Source organism: Heyndrickxia sp. FSL W8-0496, from assembly GCF_038007825.1.
GTDB classification, from domain to species: Bacteria; Bacillota; Bacilli; order Bacillales; family Bacillaceae_C; genus Heyndrickxia; species Heyndrickxia oleronia.
Map to the genome: position 1 here is coordinate 2,957,442 of NZ_JBBOXX010000001.1, position 16,620 is coordinate 2,974,061.

The following is a 16,620-nucleotide window of genomic DNA, read 5'->3' on the forward strand; positions in this document are numbered from 1 at the left end:
CTACATCTCTCCTTGTTGAATGGCTTGCATTGGTTCAACCTTTTTTATTTGAAAACCAGATAGAGTAGCTCCTAAAAATCCGATAACGATAAAAACTAAAGATAATAGTATGGTTGTTTCCGGTGTTAAATGAAAAGGCATTCCTTCAGGTGCAATCAAATTAAAAACTTGGCTTAATACAGCTGATAAAGCAAGTGCAATGAATGTTATAATAATCATTTGTGTCCACATCATTTTGAATAGGGTACTCGTTTTTAGTCCAATTGCTTTTAAAATACCGTATAATCCAATTTTTTGAACATTCATCATGTAGAAAAAAATAGCAAACAGCATTCCACTTATTACAACTAAAAACAATACAATCATATTTAAAGACATTTGCTCTGCTTTATAACTCGGAATTGTGTTAAGAAACCGTTTCTTCGATAATGTTTGTAAGCCAGCGAACTTTTGATCTGAATCTGCTCCGGGGATATATAGCAATTGCATATCCTTTGCCCCAAAGATCTCCTTATAATCATCCATATTTATAAAAGCAACCGGTGCATGACTAAATTTCTTTTGATTAACAAATGCTTTTACAATAAACTTCCTCCTAAATTGATTGTTTGTTAATGTATCACCAATTCTAATCCCTTCATTCTTCAATGAGGAATCCAGTACTATCTCCCCTTTTTTTACATTTTCGAATATATTTGAATGGGTCGAAGTGAAAAATGTGACACTTCGTTGTTTATTAGCAGCATCTTTTATAAATCCCATTTGCATTGAAAAAGCTACTGCATTTTTTTGTTCACTTAATACACGATGTTGGATACTTTGGTCTATTCGGGAAAGATTATAGCTTCCTTCGGCATCCTTCGTCATATAGAATTGTCCATTTGGTAAATTGTTTATCAATGATGCATTGTCTTGTGATAATCCATTTGCTAAACCAGATATAATAAATGTCAATAAACTAACAAGAAAGATGATAGAACCTAAGATCATAAACCTTACTTTATTTTTCCTTATTTCTTTCCAAGCTATGTTCAACTTAATTCCTCCAATCTCTTCTTAACGCTTTAAGTTTATGATTGGTATATGAACAGAAGATGAACAGGAAATTACATTTAAAAAAATAAGTGCTATCTATTAAGGGGTCAGACTCCTTAGTAGATAGCACTTATTTATCCTAAATAATTAGATTAATGTATGTATTATACAAATTGATAATATCCTCCAAACATCTCCCTTTCCAGGACAATATTATTATTTGCAATCTTTAGAAGACATGGTCCTTCCCCATTATGTTCTAATATCCTTGATATCTCCCCCTGACCATAGGGCGATGCAAATACGAGATTACATCCTTCGAGCTCTAATGAGATACAATTTGCTTTTAACTTTTTGTCCTTATAGGGTGCTTTTTTCTTTAACTGAAACCACTGACTCCATTTTTCAGCAATGACTTCACCATTTTCTACAGCAAATACAAGCTCTTGTAGTTTTAATGGATTGTTAATTTGTTCGATGTCTTTCAATCTTACCTCATCCGCCTCGTGCCACTGAATAATAAAGGGAGTTGGTAGATTTTCGACATGATCCGAAATAAACAGCATCTCCCATTGAAGCAGCTTGCCATCTTCTCTTTTTCTTTTGCCTTTAATAGGACCAATCGTTTTAATTTTAAGCTGATTAAGACGTTTTGTTACTTCGTCAATATCGTTTGTCCGTAAGGCAATTCGTGCAAACCCTTCTTTTTCAGGTAACCATTGGTGCGCTTGAATAATTAAGTCATTATCCTTAATACTACTTGCGATTGTATAATCAAATATTCCAAGAAATTCAATATAACTTAGTCCGAAATAGCTTAGTGCGTTATATGTTCCCCAAAATTCATGTCTCCCACCTAGGTTCGCTTTTAAGCCTATCGTGGCAAAATCTTCAATAGTCTCTTCTGGACGATTGACAATATGCACTAAATGATCGAATGAAAGTTCCAAAAATAACCCTCCAAAAAATTAGATATTACACTATACTATTCTGCATAACTTGCTAAAATCCCCTTTTTATTGAGAGATTTTTTTAAAATCTATTTTTCAAAGGGGCATTTCTCAAACAATGTTGCAAATAAGGAGATGTGCTAACAAATAAAAAATAGGTGAAAGTCCAACAGGTCCCTTCATTCCTCTTAGAAAAGAGCCATAAACTAAATAATAACGTTTCATTTATTAGGTATAAAAGCTGCGGCAGTTCTTCTACAATTACAACAAACTAAAGAAAAAACTGCCGTATAAAATAAAATCGAGAAATAGACAGGTTTCCTCTATATAATAAATGCAGGAACAAAGTCAATACATTTTTAGAAGAAAGAAAATGATGATTAACTATTATTTATAAATTATCTATTATCACATTTATATATTCTATCTAGCATTAAGTATCATTATGTTACAATGAAACTACAATTTTTAAGTGAGAATGGTGAATTCATCCATGAAGAAAAAAACAGATAAGTTATATGAAGTAGACTTGTATAAACCTATTCAAAAGTATTTCTCAAATCTTGGTTATGAAGTATATGGTGAGGTTAATGATTGTGATATAACGGCTGTGAAAGATGAGGAATTAATATTAATTGAATTAAAGCTTCGTTTAAATATTGATTTACTCGTTCAAGCGGCAAAAAGACAAAAATTAACCGAACAAGTGTATATCGCTATCCCAAAGCCTTCATACAATCTTTTTTCCAAAAAGTGGAGAGATATATGCCATTTGATCAAAAGACTTGAATTAGGTTTGATTCTTGTTTCTTTTTTGAAGTCTTCTACAAAAGTAGATATTGTATTTCCCCCTACCAGTTTTAATCGTAAAAAAAGTATGCAACAAAATAAGAAGAAAAGACAAAAGCACTTATTGGAAGTCGAAGGTAGGCACGGAGACCATAATCTCGGAGGAAGCAATAAAACTAAGATTATGACTGCCTACAAAGAAAACTGTATCCAAATCGCATACTATCTTGATTTATATGGGCCTCTAACTCCAAAAGCTTTACGTGAAATGGGAACAGGAGAAAAGACATTATCAATTTTAAATAAAAATTATTACGGATGGTTTGATCGCATAAAAAGAGGAACCTATGCAATTAGTTTGAAAGGAAAAATGGATTTAAACGAATATCCGCAGATCATTGAATATTTTCGATTATCAGATGTTGATCAATAATTAAAGTCAAAAAAAGGTCTGTCATTTAAAGGGAAACTCGCCCTTTTACTAGACAGTACCTTTTTTTATGTTCATCATCCGTATAAGTTGCTGATATACCTCATTGCTTAGTACTTTATAACCATTAGAAGTCAAATGTATCCCATCATCACTAATGAGATCAATAAAATCTCCTGCATCCTTAATGGCTGTTCTTACATCAATTTTCAATACTTCTAATTCATTCGCTAACTTGTTCAAGCTACGATTATACAGCCCATGCCAATGTTCAATACCACCGACGGAGCTAATCCAATGGCTAATTGATGGACCAAATTTCTCAGCAATAAATTTATAATATCGTACAGGATCCAGTGGTGGTAAATTCATAATGATCGGAGTTATTCCAGAATTCTTAATTGAAAATATCAATGTCTTTACATTCTCTAAATATTGTTCTATAGGGACAATAGGCTCATGATGTTGATTAGGATTTTTCGCCACCTCATCCCATTTAAAATTACAATCATTACCACCAATACCGATAATCGTATAATCTGGTTTTTGACTTATGACATCTTTTTCTAAACGAGCAATAAGTAAGTCCGAATTATCGTTAAATACACCTTTATTGACAACTTCAACATGGTCTTCTTCACTGTCGGAAGGGAAAAAACTTTGTAAGAAAGAAGGATAATTCTCCTTCATTATTCGAAGTCTACCCTTTACTAAGGAAACGCCTCTAGTTAAACTATCACCGAAACAGATAATTTTCATTCTTTATCCCTACTTCATATGTTTTACTTAACCCTATTATATCATTTTTCAACTTTAATCGCTTTATTCAAGCTTTTTCTCATAGATGTAGAGAGTATTGTTAAAGTGAATACCGGTCCATACTTACATACTCATATAAAGCTAGCCTTTAAACCAAGGTGTACCACTTTAATGTTTCTTTAATAAGATTATACCGCTGATAAGATATAACAATGATGCTAAATAAAAGATACTTCCAATCGTAATAAAATCTACCATATACCCAGTTAATATGATTGCAAGAGCTGCTCCAACAGAAGTCCAAATATGATACTTCCCGATTTCCATTCCTGCTGTTTCTTTTGCCACTTTTCTAGCTAATGCAGTTTTTTCCGTGTTTTTTTGGATTGCACCTAATATTCCCATCATGATTTGCAAAATATAGACCTGCCAAACTTCTGTGACTAATGGGAAAAACAAAAGAAGTACCGCCATAGACCATGCGTAAAGGATTAGTAATACTTTATCTCCTAGTTTATCTGAGAATTTACCTATTAAAGGATAAGCAAATGCAGAGGTCAAGGCAAACAACCCATATGCCCAACCGAATTGGGAATAGCTATCACCGACATTTTTTAGGAGCAAAACATAAAATGGAAATATCATGCTGCTCGCCATTACGATGATACTTTGAAAATATAAAAATCGTTTATAGGTCATTTCCCATACTCCTTATAAAATAAATTAACAAACCGTTCTTCAGGATCATATTTTCTTTTCATATCAAAGAACTCAGCGGCATGTGGATAAGCCTGATAGAGTTGCTCTTTCGTTGGATATGAGTAATAGGGAAGATAATAACTCCCTTGATGAGCCAGTGTTGCATTGATCATTTTCTGTACTACTCTTTCTGTGCTTTTAATATCTTGCTTTGAACGTCCTTGATTGATAAGTAATACAAGCGCAAACATATTATCTTTAGAATAGGACATGACCGCATGATCATTTTTTGAAACATAACGTATAGTTATATTAAGAAGGTTAAAGTCTTTCTCCTTGTTAAGTACAGCACGCAAATCATCTATATAACTAGCAAACTCACCTACTGGTACAAAGTATTCTTGAAGTACCTCTGTCCTTGTTCCACTATCATAATCCATAAAAGCTGTTTCAGAACGCATGACATTATTTCTCGATTCTAGTTTATTATTTATTGTCTTCATATATTTTTTTTGAAGTTCCCAAAAAGCGTCTTTTCCCCAGTTACTATAACGTGACATTCCGAGTAAAGCCTTAGGTACTGCGACAATATTATCTCTTTTTAATTTGGAGTAATCATTCATTTCCTCTTGATTGGATGCTATTTCATAGTTAGTTACATACATTTCTCGTAAAAACGTTTTTGGTGCAACAGATATACGAGCTAAATGCATTTTCACCTTTTCATTATTTTTTACTTTTTCTTCAAAATATGTAGAATAATTTTGGTAATTCAGTGACTTAGTTTTAGTGACATATAATTCGTCATCTGTTAATTGGATGGTAACATCTAAAATTACTCCAAATAATCCATATCCACCAATAACATAGGGGAAAAGCTCTGCATTTTCTGTTCTACTTACATTGACTATTTCACCCTTCGGATTTAAGAGATGAAAAGATTGAATCGTATCGATGAGGGCATCATTTCTTATATCTCTTCCATGGACATTAACGCTTAAGGAACCTCCGACTGTAAATATATTTTGAGATTGCATTACTTTTATAGATAAACCAAATGGATAAATATAGCGCTGAATATCATCCCATGTGGCCCCACTTTGAACAGTTATCGTTTTATTTTTTTTGTCAAGGTTGATTATTTTATTATACTGTTTCATATCAATCATGATGGCATTTGGATAAAGGGTTTGTCCCCCTTGACTATGTGACATTCCAGCAATCGATAGCTTATCATTTGTTTTTATCGCTTTTTTAACAATTTTTTGGATATCCTTGTCACCATGGGCAGATTGAATACTTTTCAATGAGATTGGGAGTAAATGACCTTTATCTTCAGCCACTGGATGGCTAATCTTATTTTTATATGAGTATATGGATGCTCCAAGAATTATTCCATATACCACAATAATGAGAAAGATATGTTTTCTCTTCAAATATTCACCTTCAATCAATTTGATATTAATAATTTACTATATTAATAGGATATAGAAAAAGGTCCTATTTGTTAATTGTAAATTTACAGTAAATATAAAAATAAGAGTAGAATTAAAAAAAGGAAGATCGAAATCTTCCTTTTTAAAACATGCTTAACATGTATTTTTCAGACATCATTTTAAGAAGCTGCATTCCTGCTACACTATTTCCTTTTTCATCAAGAGCAGGGCCATATACACCAATCCCACATCTTCCTGGTACTGTCCCTAATATTCCTCCGGATACACCACTTTTAGCAGGAATGCCTACTTTAATGGCAAATTCCCCAGATGCATTGTACATTCCACAGGTTACCATAAATGTCTTACAAATTCTCGCAATATTTGCAGGGATTAATTGCACCTCTGTCAAGGGGTCCTTTCCATCAAATGCAAGTACACAACCAATTCTAGACAGATCCAGACAATTCATTTCAATTGAACATTGCCTTGTATATAAATCAATGAGTTGTTCAACCTCTTCATTAATGATGCCATGTTGCTTAAGAAAGTAACATAAAGACCGATTTAGATCAGCAGTCTCAAATTCGGAGCGAGCAATCTCACGGCTATACCCAATGGATGAATTATTAGCTAATTTTTGAATAAGTGTTAATAAACGTTGAAAACGTTCCTCTACACTTTCACCTTTAATCATATGGGTGACGGCTAAGGCGCCTGCATTAATCATGGGGTTGAGCGGTTTAGATGGTTTACTAATTTCAAGCTTAGCAATTGAGTTAAACGGATCGCCTGTTGGTTCTTGTCCAACATGATCAAATACATAGTCTTCTCCCCAATCCATTAGTGCTAAAGCTAAAGAAATAACTTTCGATATACTTTGTAACGTTAAATTTTCTGATACATCTCCAGCAGAATAGCAATTTCCGTCTGGATAATAAAGAGCTATAGACAAACTATCTGGATTCGCCATTTTAAGTGCTGGTATGTAATCGGCAACTTTGCCTTGATCAGTATACTTCTTCGCTTTATTAACTAATAACTGTAATTCCTCTATCGACTGACATTGCAATTTAACCACCTCAAATAAAATAATACTGTTTCAATTTTTCTTCACTAATAAATAGTAATATAGTAAGGCTTTTTTCGCATTAAAAATTAAAGATAAAAATAGATATTTGAGAAAATCCAATCAAAAATTATTAACGAATAGAAAGAACGAGACTAGTGTAAGCCCTATAATCAACTCCTGTTAGAAAATCTCATCGACTTCTTTCCATTAATTTTTTTAATTTATTCTCAGTATTCGTATCCTCAACTGGTGTATACACACTACAACGTAAATCGTGATTTCCTTGGACTTGTAATGAAGTGAGATTAAACAGCATTTTCCCAGCTTTTCCATGACGAAATTCGATAAGCACTTCTGGGGCGGAACTAACTTCACTCTCATTCCATAATTCCTGAAATTCTGGGAAGTCCTTTTCCATTTTCTCAATAAAATCCGAGTACCATGGATCAGCCACATATTGTCCATAATAGGTACGAAAAATAGCAAGAAATCCTTTTACAAAGTGCTCCCAATTTACAGCTAAACTTCTTAATTCCTTCCTTGCAAAAACTAAATAGATGAGATTTCTTTGCTTATCTTCCACCTTTTCAAAATCAAGAAATACATTTGCTGCTGCTTGATTCCATCCAACAATATGACATTTACGATCCGTAATAATAGTAGGACAATATTGAAGCTCTTTTAATATTTTTTTTAAAGATGGACTAATTATTGCTTCTTCTTCATCCAGCTCAGATGATTTTACCCCTTCTTCCATCGCCAAAGCAAATAAATATTTTCTTTCGTCCGTATTTAATTGCAATGCATTCGAAACAGCATCTAAAACAGATGCAGACACTTTAATATCTCTACCTTGTTCTAGCCATGTATACCAAGTTGTACTTACCCCAGCTAGCTGTGCTACTTCTTCCCTCCGCAAACCAGGTGTCCTTCGTCGGGTTCCTGCAGGAAGTCCAACCATATGTGGATGAATTCGAGAACGTTTCGTTTTTAAAAAATCGGACATTTCTTGAAGCCGCGTTTCAGTTTTCATTCGTATCTCCCTTCTTAACCTAGTAGTAATTATACTATGATAAACCACAACTTGTAATAGGATAAATCAAGCGTAAAATAAAAGAAAAGATGTTTTCGAATAGTTTGTTACACTTGAAAATAAAAGACTACTACTGGCTTTTACAAAGTTTGCAGCACTTATCTTAGTAAAATATGAAGAGAGTTGACGATATTTAATCTTATATTTATTAAAACTTTATTTTTATAACAACAATGTTTGAGAAAAGAGCCAAAAGAAAAATACAATTGGAGGAGTTTTTTTATGAAGAGAGTTGTTATCACAGGAATGGGTATTATCTCTCCCATCGGTAATACGGTTGATGCTTTTTGGACGAACTTAATGAAGGGCAAGTCAGGAATTTCTGAGATTGATACCTTTGATGTATCTGATACTAAAACGAAAATAGCCGGTATTATTCGTGAATTTGATGGTGAGAAATTGTGGGGAAGAAAAGAAGCAAGAAAATTAGATCGCTTTTGTCAATTTGCCTTAGCTGCTGCTGAGCAGGCATTAGAGGATTCTCATATTCATTTAGATAAAATCAATCCAGAACGGTTAGGTGTTTATGTTGGATCCGGCATCGGTGGAATAAATACGTTAATAGAAAATGTTCATTTACTAAATGAACGTGGGGCAAAACGAGTAAGTCCTAGCTTAGTACCTATGATGATTTCAAATGCTGCAGCTGCACAAATCAGTATTAGGTTAGGGGCACGTGGGCCATCCATGTCTCCAGTCACTGCCTGTTCTATCGGAAATACTTCAATCGGTGAAGCCTATCGTGCTATCCAAAATGATGATGCAGATATTATTTTTACAGGAGGAGCAGAGGCAGCAATTTCAAAATTATCATTAGCTAGCTTTGGAAATGCCCAGGCTCTCTCAACAAATAATGATGTGCCTGCATTAGCTAGTCGACCTTTTGATGCATCCAGAGATGGCTTTGTCATGAGTGAGGGGGCAGGAATATTAGTACTTGAATCAATGGAACACGCACTAAAAAGAGAAGCCACCATCTATGGGGAGGTCATTGGATATGGTGCTAGCTCGGATGCATATCATATGGTTGCCTCCCATCCAGATGGAAGAGGTGCTTTTCAGGCGATGAAAAGTGCATTAAATAATGCTCAATTATCACCGAACGACATTGATCTAATTAGTGCCCATGCGACAAGTACTCAAGTAGGTGACCACTCGGAAACAAAGGCAATTAAAAATTTATTTGAAGACTATGCCTATAAGATCCCAATTACTGCCAATAAATCTATGCTTGGACATATGTTAGGAGCATCAGGAGGTGCAGAAGCGATAGCTTTAGTGAAAAGTCTACAAGATCATTTTATCCCACCTACAATTAATCTTAATCATCCTGATCCGGAATGTGATCTGGATTATGTGCCTAATAAAGGGAGATCAGCTAATCTTACGATTGGATTATCTAATTCATTTGGCTTCGGTGGACATAACTCAGCGATTATCATTAAGAAATTTCAGTAATATTATTCATGTTTAAGGGGACTGTCAGACTTTTACATTCTGATAGCCCCCTAATCTTTGCTCTTATACAATACATATGTCATCTGTAAATACGAAATAAAGGAGTGTTTGATGAACAGAGGTATGCATGATTCTTTCCCATAATTCACGATACAAGGCTATTTGATGCTCATAATAGGAGGTTAAGCGTACAATACCCTCTCTGTCTTTTGAACGATCGGTTTTATAATCAACAATATACCAATTTCCTTTATATTGATATGCTAAATCAATCACACCTTTAACTAGCAATGAATACTGTTGATCTTTACTCTTTCGTATTTTCTTGTATAATGGATCTTCACTCGATAATCGAACATTAAATGGGACTTCTGTTAAAACAATTTCGGCTGTCTGTAGCTGATCCCATATTTTTGTATGTTTAAAGCTTTGTATACTTTGATAGACCTCTTGCTTCCGTTGTAGTGAAAAACCATATTTTTGTAGCAAGTCTTCGATATGGTTTTCAATTTTCATGCCTCTTATTAGCTTCTCGAAAGCTTCGTGGATAAGTGTTCCCCAAAGCATTCCACCGCCTTTTTCACGGTCAATATCTAATTGATAGATATCATCTTTTTCATCTGTAGGACTATACGTAGCATATGTTGGCTGAATATGTTTATTAATCCACATACCTAATTCATTAATATAATCATTGCTAACATTAATCTTCCTTTGGACCTCTTGTTCAGTTATTTCACTTTCCATGATATCATCGACTTGAATTCGATTTGGTTGTACAGCAAACACTAGGTCATTCCATGGATTTTTCTTATTAGTTTTCTCGCTTGTACTAATAATTAATGCCTTTTCCGCTCGAGTCGCTGCTACATATACGATCCGTGTTTCTTCCTCAATCAAATATTTGTATTCTTCTGTTTGATGAATACTCCACTCTGGTGGACAAGCGATCATCTTAGTTTGGAATCCGTTTGATTTTTGAACAATAAAATAACCATATGAAGTTGTATTTGTTCGTTTAATATGTAAGGAGATACGCTCCTTCACATCAATTTTTTTAACGGGATTTGCTAGGAAAACAATCTCCGCTTCCAGTCCCTTCGATTTATGGACATTCATTATTCGAACAGCATTTGCCCCAACATCCATATTGAGTACTAAACGTTTTGTAAAAATCAATTCTTTTAGTAATTCTGCTGCTTCATAAAAAGTACTTGCTGATCGAATCGTGGTGATAATAGAGTTTAAATGTTGGCATTCATTTTTTCCATAGCCTTTTAATAACAGCAATGGATAGAAACCAATATCCTCGATCATTTTCTCTACCACTGTAGCCGGAGAATATTGATATTTCCAATTTACGTATGTTTGAAGCCGTTCAAACGCTTGAAGAAAATCAAATGTAGATTCGACAACATTATCTTCACTTGGTGTCCAATAAATATTAAAGCTACCACCACTGTACTTCCATTCAAATAGTTCCTGATCACTCACACCAAAGAAAGGACCTCTAAGTACCGCAAGTAACTGAACAGTATTAGTTGGATCTTTTACAAACTCAACAAGATGAAAAAGTTCCTGAAATTCCGTCATATTTGCTAATGTTATTTCACCACTCAAATGTGCAGGGATGTTATTTTCTAAAAGTGCCTGATAATAAACTTCTAAATTCTCATTATATCTTGTCAAAATCATAAACTCTTTAGGCTGATGTCCTTGTTGAATCATCTTATTAATGGTTTCAGCTATTTGAAAAGCATCGAATTGGATCATTTCTTCCTTATTTACATATTCTTTTGGTATTATCGATTGATATATTCCTGAAAAAGTAGAATGATTGTCATTAAAATAGGCATGTAATGGCTTAAAAGCAGCTTGATATTCTGTCGCTTGAATAGGTAATTTTTCTTCAAAAAATGAATTTAATGAGTTTGTTACCGAATCTAAAGTTCGAAAATTCATTGTTAATTCTAATATTTCTCCACCTTGATTACCTATCAAATCTTTTACTTTATTATAAATGTCTATATCTGCACGACGAAAACGATAAATCGCTTGTTTAGGGTCTCCTACAACAAATAATGAACCCTGTTTCGGCCGACATCTTGTCCAATCCTGTTCATACAGATTCTCTGCCGTTATGTAAAACATGATTTCTGCTTGAATCGGATCGGTATCTTGAAATTCATCGACTAGAATACTGCGATATTTTTCTTGAAAATAACCGCGAACCTCACTATTCTCCTTCAATAAGAGTGCGGTCTTTATTAACAAATCATGAAAATTTACATAGGACATTTGCTTTTTTAGTATTTCATATTCATGCAAGATATCAATCATCAATGGCATAATATGTCCGTGAACATACTCATACCATTTTTCCAATAATGGCTGTATTTTCATTTCAACGAAATCAACAATTTTGTCCAAATAGTACTTTGCATCCTCTTTTGAACTCCATAACTTTTGTGTAATCGTAAGCTGTTTATTAAATGTTTCTAGTAATCCAATCTTCATTGCATCTGTTTCATGATTTTCGTATTTATTTTTACGAATCGCCTGCAAAATAAGCTCTTGAAGTTTATCATATCTTCCTTCTATGGGTTCAGATGGAATCGCATGGTTAGCTTCTTTCAAAAGGTTTAGAAACGAATGGTAAACTCTTGAAATATTCGGGGATTCCTTCTCAACATAAACCCAATCTACATCCGGATAAGCAATTAACCTTAAGAAGCATTGACGTAAATCTGAAACTGGAATACCTAGCCTTTTTATAAAATGATACCTTTCAGAATCTTTCACCATCATCTTTTCAAAAAAGTTGTTCCAAGCTTGTATTGCAATATGTTGGTCCTCTCTTTCCTCAATTTCACGAAATTGCAGATCTAATCCTGCCTCAATTGGACGCTCACGGAGGATACATGCACAAAAAGAGTGAACAGTCCCTAAAAAGCATTGGTCAAAATTAGCTAATGCACTCTCCAAATTTTGTTTTTTTGAGAGATCCTCTTCTACTCTCCATTCATTTTCAAGTTTTGTTTGAAATCTTGTCGTTAATTCTTCAGCTGCTTTTTTTGTAAATGTAATAGCCGCTATTTCCGATATGTTGCATGTCCCCATTTTTATCATATTAACCATGCGGTTAACAAGACTTGTTGTTTTACCAGATCCTGCTCCCGCTTCAACTAGAAAGTTTTGAGTAAGATGCTGTTCGATTTTATGGCGTGCTACCTCATCAATTATTTGTTTACTCATACGCTCTCACCCCCATCCATCTATTAATAGCTTTTACATGCCTCATTTTTTCCTCATACTGCTCCTCTGAATATGAGTTCCGTTTACATACATGTTGAAACGTGCAATACCTACAATCTTTTTTTATATCATCTGTCATCGGAAAGTATCCAGCTTTTAAAAGGTCGAGTAACCTCTCCGTGATCTCTAAACCATTTTCACTAGCTGTTGAATCCTGTAATCGGACTCTCCTCTCTCCTAGTCCTTTAGTTGTTGGAAAAAGATACGTACTATTAATCACTTGCCCCTCGTATAAATTGAACTGATTCTCCAATGCTTTGGCATAAAGAAAATGCTGTAAATGTCGTCCACCATTGAAAAATTTATTTAAAGAATACTCTCTTGCACTTCCCGTTTTGTAGTCAATTATCACGTAATTCATATCCTCTTGTTTATCTACACGGTCAATTTTTCCAGATAGAAAAAAAGACTCACTATTATTAAGGTGAATTTTTGCAGGAGGGTTTCCATCTAATCCAAATACATATTCAAAATATGCAGGTACATTTCCCCATGTATGTTCCTCTTCACTTTTCAAAAAGATATGACAGGATTCAATAATTTCATTCATCTCTTCTTCGAAACTAATTGAACAATCCGGAAATATACGTTCTTTAAAATAGTCTATTTTCTCTTTAGCAATTGTAATCAGCATATCGATGTGTTTTTCATAAGATGGTTTATCTCCAGTTACAAGAATTGTTTTATAAAACTGCTCAAATATCTCATGGAGTAATATGCCACGTGTCTTTCCATCAAGCCATTTATTTTGATTGACAGGCTCGGCTGGGGCTATCTGTAAAATATCCTCTAGAAAATATTTATATGGACAAGTTGCTAGCTTTTCTAATCGACTACTGGATAATCGTATATTTCTATTTTTTCTTGGGTCTAAAACATAACCAACCACATTTACTTTCCCTTCATATTCTGTAAAATTAATGGTCGATCTTTTTTCGATTGCTCGATATCCTTTTACAAAATACTTCAAGCCTTCTGATTTCTCCAAAGAGATATGGCTGTGGTTTCCATAATTAATGAGAGATTGCCACCATTCTTTTTGATTAATTTTATCCGTTTCGAAATGACTCTTGATGAGCAAATTGCCTATCAATTGTTCATTATTTGCTTCACTATTATTTATGAGAATCCGATAACAGGTTAAAAAGAAATGTGATGGTGTGTTCAAACGATTTTCCTGTTGGTTGAAAACAGGATAACTAATTGTTAACCGACCAGTACTACAAGCAAGTGCTTGTAATAAATGAAAAATATTTTCTTTAGCCTTCTCCCTATGCAATGGAAGATTCGCGCACAAGGCTTTTCTCTCATCATCTAATAATAGTGGATTTTCCTTAACCTTCCCCGGAAAGCGTTGATTATCGAACCCAATATAATACAGATTCTTGCGATTTATAAAAAGTGCTTGTTGAAACGAAGTAAAATGTAAGGAACCCGATTTCGGCCCAGATGCACCAATGCGGATCGTCAATAAATACTCCTCTAGGATAGAAAGCATTTCTTTCTGAGAATTTGGTTCAGTTGCATATGAACACAATATCTGTATCTGTTCTACTAAAGCATCTTTCGAAAGTTTATCGTAAACGGACTGTATTTTAGCGAATTCTAGTATAAAATCGAGTAGATCGAGATATCCCTTCCATTTACCCCCACCATAATGAGATGGAATAAATTGAAAAAGTGTTTCAAACCATTGATATAGCCATGTATATTCTGCTATCTTTTTTTCTATAGAGAAATGATGTTCTTCACTATCCCGATTCAATTCTTCTTTCAATTCATGGATTTTAACTTGAAGTTTCTGCAGATATCGCTCTTTTCCAGTACCAATCTCAGAATTTCTAATCATTCTGGTGATAGATAAAATACTTGGAGACTCCGCATCAAAATCAAATACACCTTCTTGAAGCAAGTTCAAAAAGGATGGAGCACTAAAGTCCTGTTTAAACCACTGAAGGATTTCCAATATCATTTTCCCTGGATTCGTAACAGTGATCGGGAGACCTTCTCCAAACGTAACTGGAATTTTCATTTTTTCAGATAGTTGATACATCATCATTTGATATGGCTCTTGTTGACTATAAAAACACGCACATGTATCAAAAGGTATTTCCTTTTGCATCATTCTCCTTAACATTTCATTTATTTCTTCTTCCTCTGTATGACTTGCAAAAAGCTCAAAATCTATATTCCCTAAATGATGATTATTACTTAGTAAATAACTAAAATCGGACGGTTGAGCCTTCCCATGTGCCTCTAGAATAAATGCAAATCTTGCAGGAGGAGTGATTTCATACACTGGGGCAATTGGCAAAATATATGAATGCTTTGATAAAAGCATACTGACAAATTGCTCTTCTATTCCTATAAAAGAAAGATTTGGTTGAAATAAAAAAATACATTTATCCATTTCTACAATATTGACTTGTTCAATTACTTTTAGAAAAGCTTTCGTCTCATCCCAATACGAATTTTTTTCTAAAATCCTCTCATATTCATAAAGGATTTTTTGTAGATCACTCGCTTTATCTTTCATCTTAAATATATCCCTTGGAAAATGAGTACTGGAGTATCCTGAAAGCCTAATCTCTTGTATCGTTTTATACATAGTCATTGATAAGCTTGGTGTTGTTTCGAGAAGATGGAAGTAATGGAGTTTTTGTTTATCCTTTAATGTTTTTATTATGGAAGTCATTAGAATAGAACCGATGGTAGGAGTGATGAATTTAATTTGGATAAACTTTTGAGAAAGAAACTTAATAGCTATATCTTGAATGGTGTGAATCTTAATATTTATTACACAATGACCTGTATTTATAAACTCATTTAATATTTGTTCACCAGTACGATAATGATCGACGATCAGAACCTTTTCTGAAAGTGGATAGCTTGTACAAATTTCCTTCAAAGTTTGGATTAAAGATTTCATAAGATCCCTCCTCATATTAATTATTTCACTTTTCGGAACATTTTATACAACCAAATAAAAAAGTGCATCTATAGATGCACTTTCTAGCTTGATTTTCCAACGATTATTTCATTATATATACTCTTTAAATCATATAATGATAATTCATACAGTTGTTTATTATTTGATTTATAAATTCCTTTATTAAGAAGCTGATCGATAATATCTCGCTTCTTTAGCTCTTTTTCTGCTGTCATGGAGAATTTCCTCCTATCTCTCTATCGCTCAAACATTAGTTATTCCATTTGCCTATCATAAATCTATTTTGGCATACAAAGATTAAAAATTATTTAAGGATTCATTAGAAAAGACCCTTATTAAAAACTTCATCCAAACTATGAAACCCTTTTAACTCTCCATCGTCTGATTGAATGGTCCATTCCCTATTTTTTAAAGTAAGCCTACCAAATTCATCCTTCATATAAGGCATATTTAGCATAAAAACTTTTCCATCCTTACGCACAGTATACCCCAGATAATAGTCATTTCCTGCCCCTTCTTCTTCATATATACCGATATCCTCGAGTCCATAATGATCCATTAAAAGCTGCATTTGATTAGTCATCTGGTCTATTAAGGTTTCTCTATTGATATAGTCCATACACAACCCTCATAT

General features: G+C 33.7%; 13 protein-coding genes. 2 read left to right on the forward strand and 11 right to left on the reverse strand.

Features of this window, described 5'->3' with window-relative positions; all coding sequences use genetic code 11:
• Together NST63_RS14990 and NST63_RS14995 are read right to left on the reverse strand one after the other, a co-directional pair.
• Window positions 1-1,035 carry an ABC transporter permease gene (locus NST63_RS14990; RefSeq protein ID WP_341042778.1) on the reverse strand — a complete coding sequence of 345 codons (1,035 nt, stop codon included), beginning with the start codon at window positions 1,033-1,035 and terminating at the stop codon, window positions 1-3.
• Between the two features lie 164 nt (window positions 1,036-1,199).
• The gene (locus NST63_RS14995; RefSeq protein WP_341042779.1) at window positions 1,200-1,985 is read right to left on the reverse strand and encodes a VOC family protein; all 786 of its coding nucleotides are present in this window, start codon (window positions 1,983-1,985) and stop codon (window positions 1,200-1,202) included.
• 493 nt (window positions 1,986-2,478) lie between these two features.
• Between NST63_RS14995 and NST63_RS15000 the strand changes: the two genes are divergently transcribed.
• Window positions 2,479-3,207 carry a DUF2161 domain-containing phosphodiesterase gene (locus tag NST63_RS15000; protein ID WP_341042780.1) on the forward strand — a complete coding sequence of 243 codons (729 nt, stop codon included), beginning with the start codon at window positions 2,479-2,481 and terminating at the stop codon, window positions 3,205-3,207.
• Window positions 3,208-3,255: 48 nt separating this feature from the next.
• Here NST63_RS15000 and NST63_RS15005 read toward each other — a convergent pair whose 3' ends face one another.
• From NST63_RS15005 to NST63_RS15025, 5 genes are all read right to left on the reverse strand, one after another.
• Window positions 3,256-3,963, reverse strand: a complete 708-nt coding sequence (locus NST63_RS15005) for an SGNH/GDSL hydrolase family protein (protein ID WP_058003880.1) — start codon at window positions 3,961-3,963, stop codon at window positions 3,256-3,258.
• 168 nt (window positions 3,964-4,131) lie between these two features.
• Window positions 4,132-4,662 (reverse strand): MFS transporter, encoded by a 531-nt coding sequence (locus tag NST63_RS15010; RefSeq protein WP_212941586.1) that lies wholly within the window; start codon window positions 4,660-4,662, stop codon window positions 4,132-4,134.
• Window positions 4,659-6,098, reverse strand: a complete 1,440-nt coding sequence (locus NST63_RS15015) for an FAD-binding oxidoreductase (RefSeq protein WP_341042781.1) — start codon at window positions 6,096-6,098, stop codon at window positions 4,659-4,661. Before NST63_RS15015 ends, NST63_RS15010 begins: the two co-directional genes overlap by 4 nt.
• 142 nt (window positions 6,099-6,240) lie before the next feature.
• The gene (gene glsA, locus NST63_RS15020) at window positions 6,241-7,170 is read right to left on the reverse strand and encodes a glutaminase A (RefSeq protein WP_341042782.1); all 930 of its coding nucleotides are present in this window, start codon (window positions 7,168-7,170) and stop codon (window positions 6,241-6,243) included.
• A 190-nt stretch (window positions 7,171-7,360) separates the two neighbouring features.
• Complete coding sequence (locus NST63_RS15025) at window positions 7,361-8,203, reverse strand: helix-turn-helix transcriptional regulator (protein ID WP_212941592.1); 843 nt, start codon at window positions 8,201-8,203, stop codon at window positions 7,361-7,363.
• Between the two features lie 282 nt (window positions 8,204-8,485).
• Here NST63_RS15025 and fabF point away from each other — a divergent pair, with 282 nt between their 5' ends.
• Entirely contained in the window at window positions 8,486-9,721 is a 1,236-nt protein-coding gene (gene fabF, locus NST63_RS15030) for a beta-ketoacyl-ACP synthase II (protein ID WP_212941594.1), read from the forward strand.
• 63 nt (window positions 9,722-9,784) lie between these two features.
• Here fabF and NST63_RS15035 read toward each other — a convergent pair whose 3' ends face one another.
• From NST63_RS15035 to NST63_RS15050, 4 genes are all read right to left on the reverse strand, one after another.
• Window positions 9,785-12,976, reverse strand: coding sequence for a UvrD-helicase domain-containing protein (locus NST63_RS15035; protein ID WP_341042783.1), 3,192 nt, complete (start codon window positions 12,974-12,976; stop codon window positions 9,785-9,787).
• Window positions 12,969-15,965 carry a PD-(D/E)XK nuclease family protein gene (locus NST63_RS15040; RefSeq protein WP_341042785.1) on the reverse strand — a complete coding sequence of 999 codons (2,997 nt, stop codon included), beginning with the start codon at window positions 15,963-15,965 and terminating at the stop codon, window positions 12,969-12,971. Before NST63_RS15040 ends, NST63_RS15035 begins: the two co-directional genes overlap by 8 nt.
• Window positions 15,966-16,048: 83 nt before the next feature.
• The gene (locus NST63_RS15045) at window positions 16,049-16,201 is read right to left on the reverse strand and encodes a Fur-regulated basic protein FbpA (RefSeq protein ID WP_078111484.1); all 153 of its coding nucleotides are present in this window, start codon (window positions 16,199-16,201) and stop codon (window positions 16,049-16,051) included.
• Between the two features lie 104 nt (window positions 16,202-16,305).
• Window positions 16,306-16,605 (reverse strand): DUF5634 family protein, encoded by a 300-nt coding sequence (locus NST63_RS15050; protein WP_058003872.1) that lies wholly within the window; start codon window positions 16,603-16,605, stop codon window positions 16,306-16,308.
• Window positions 16,606-16,620 lie beyond the last annotated feature (15 nt).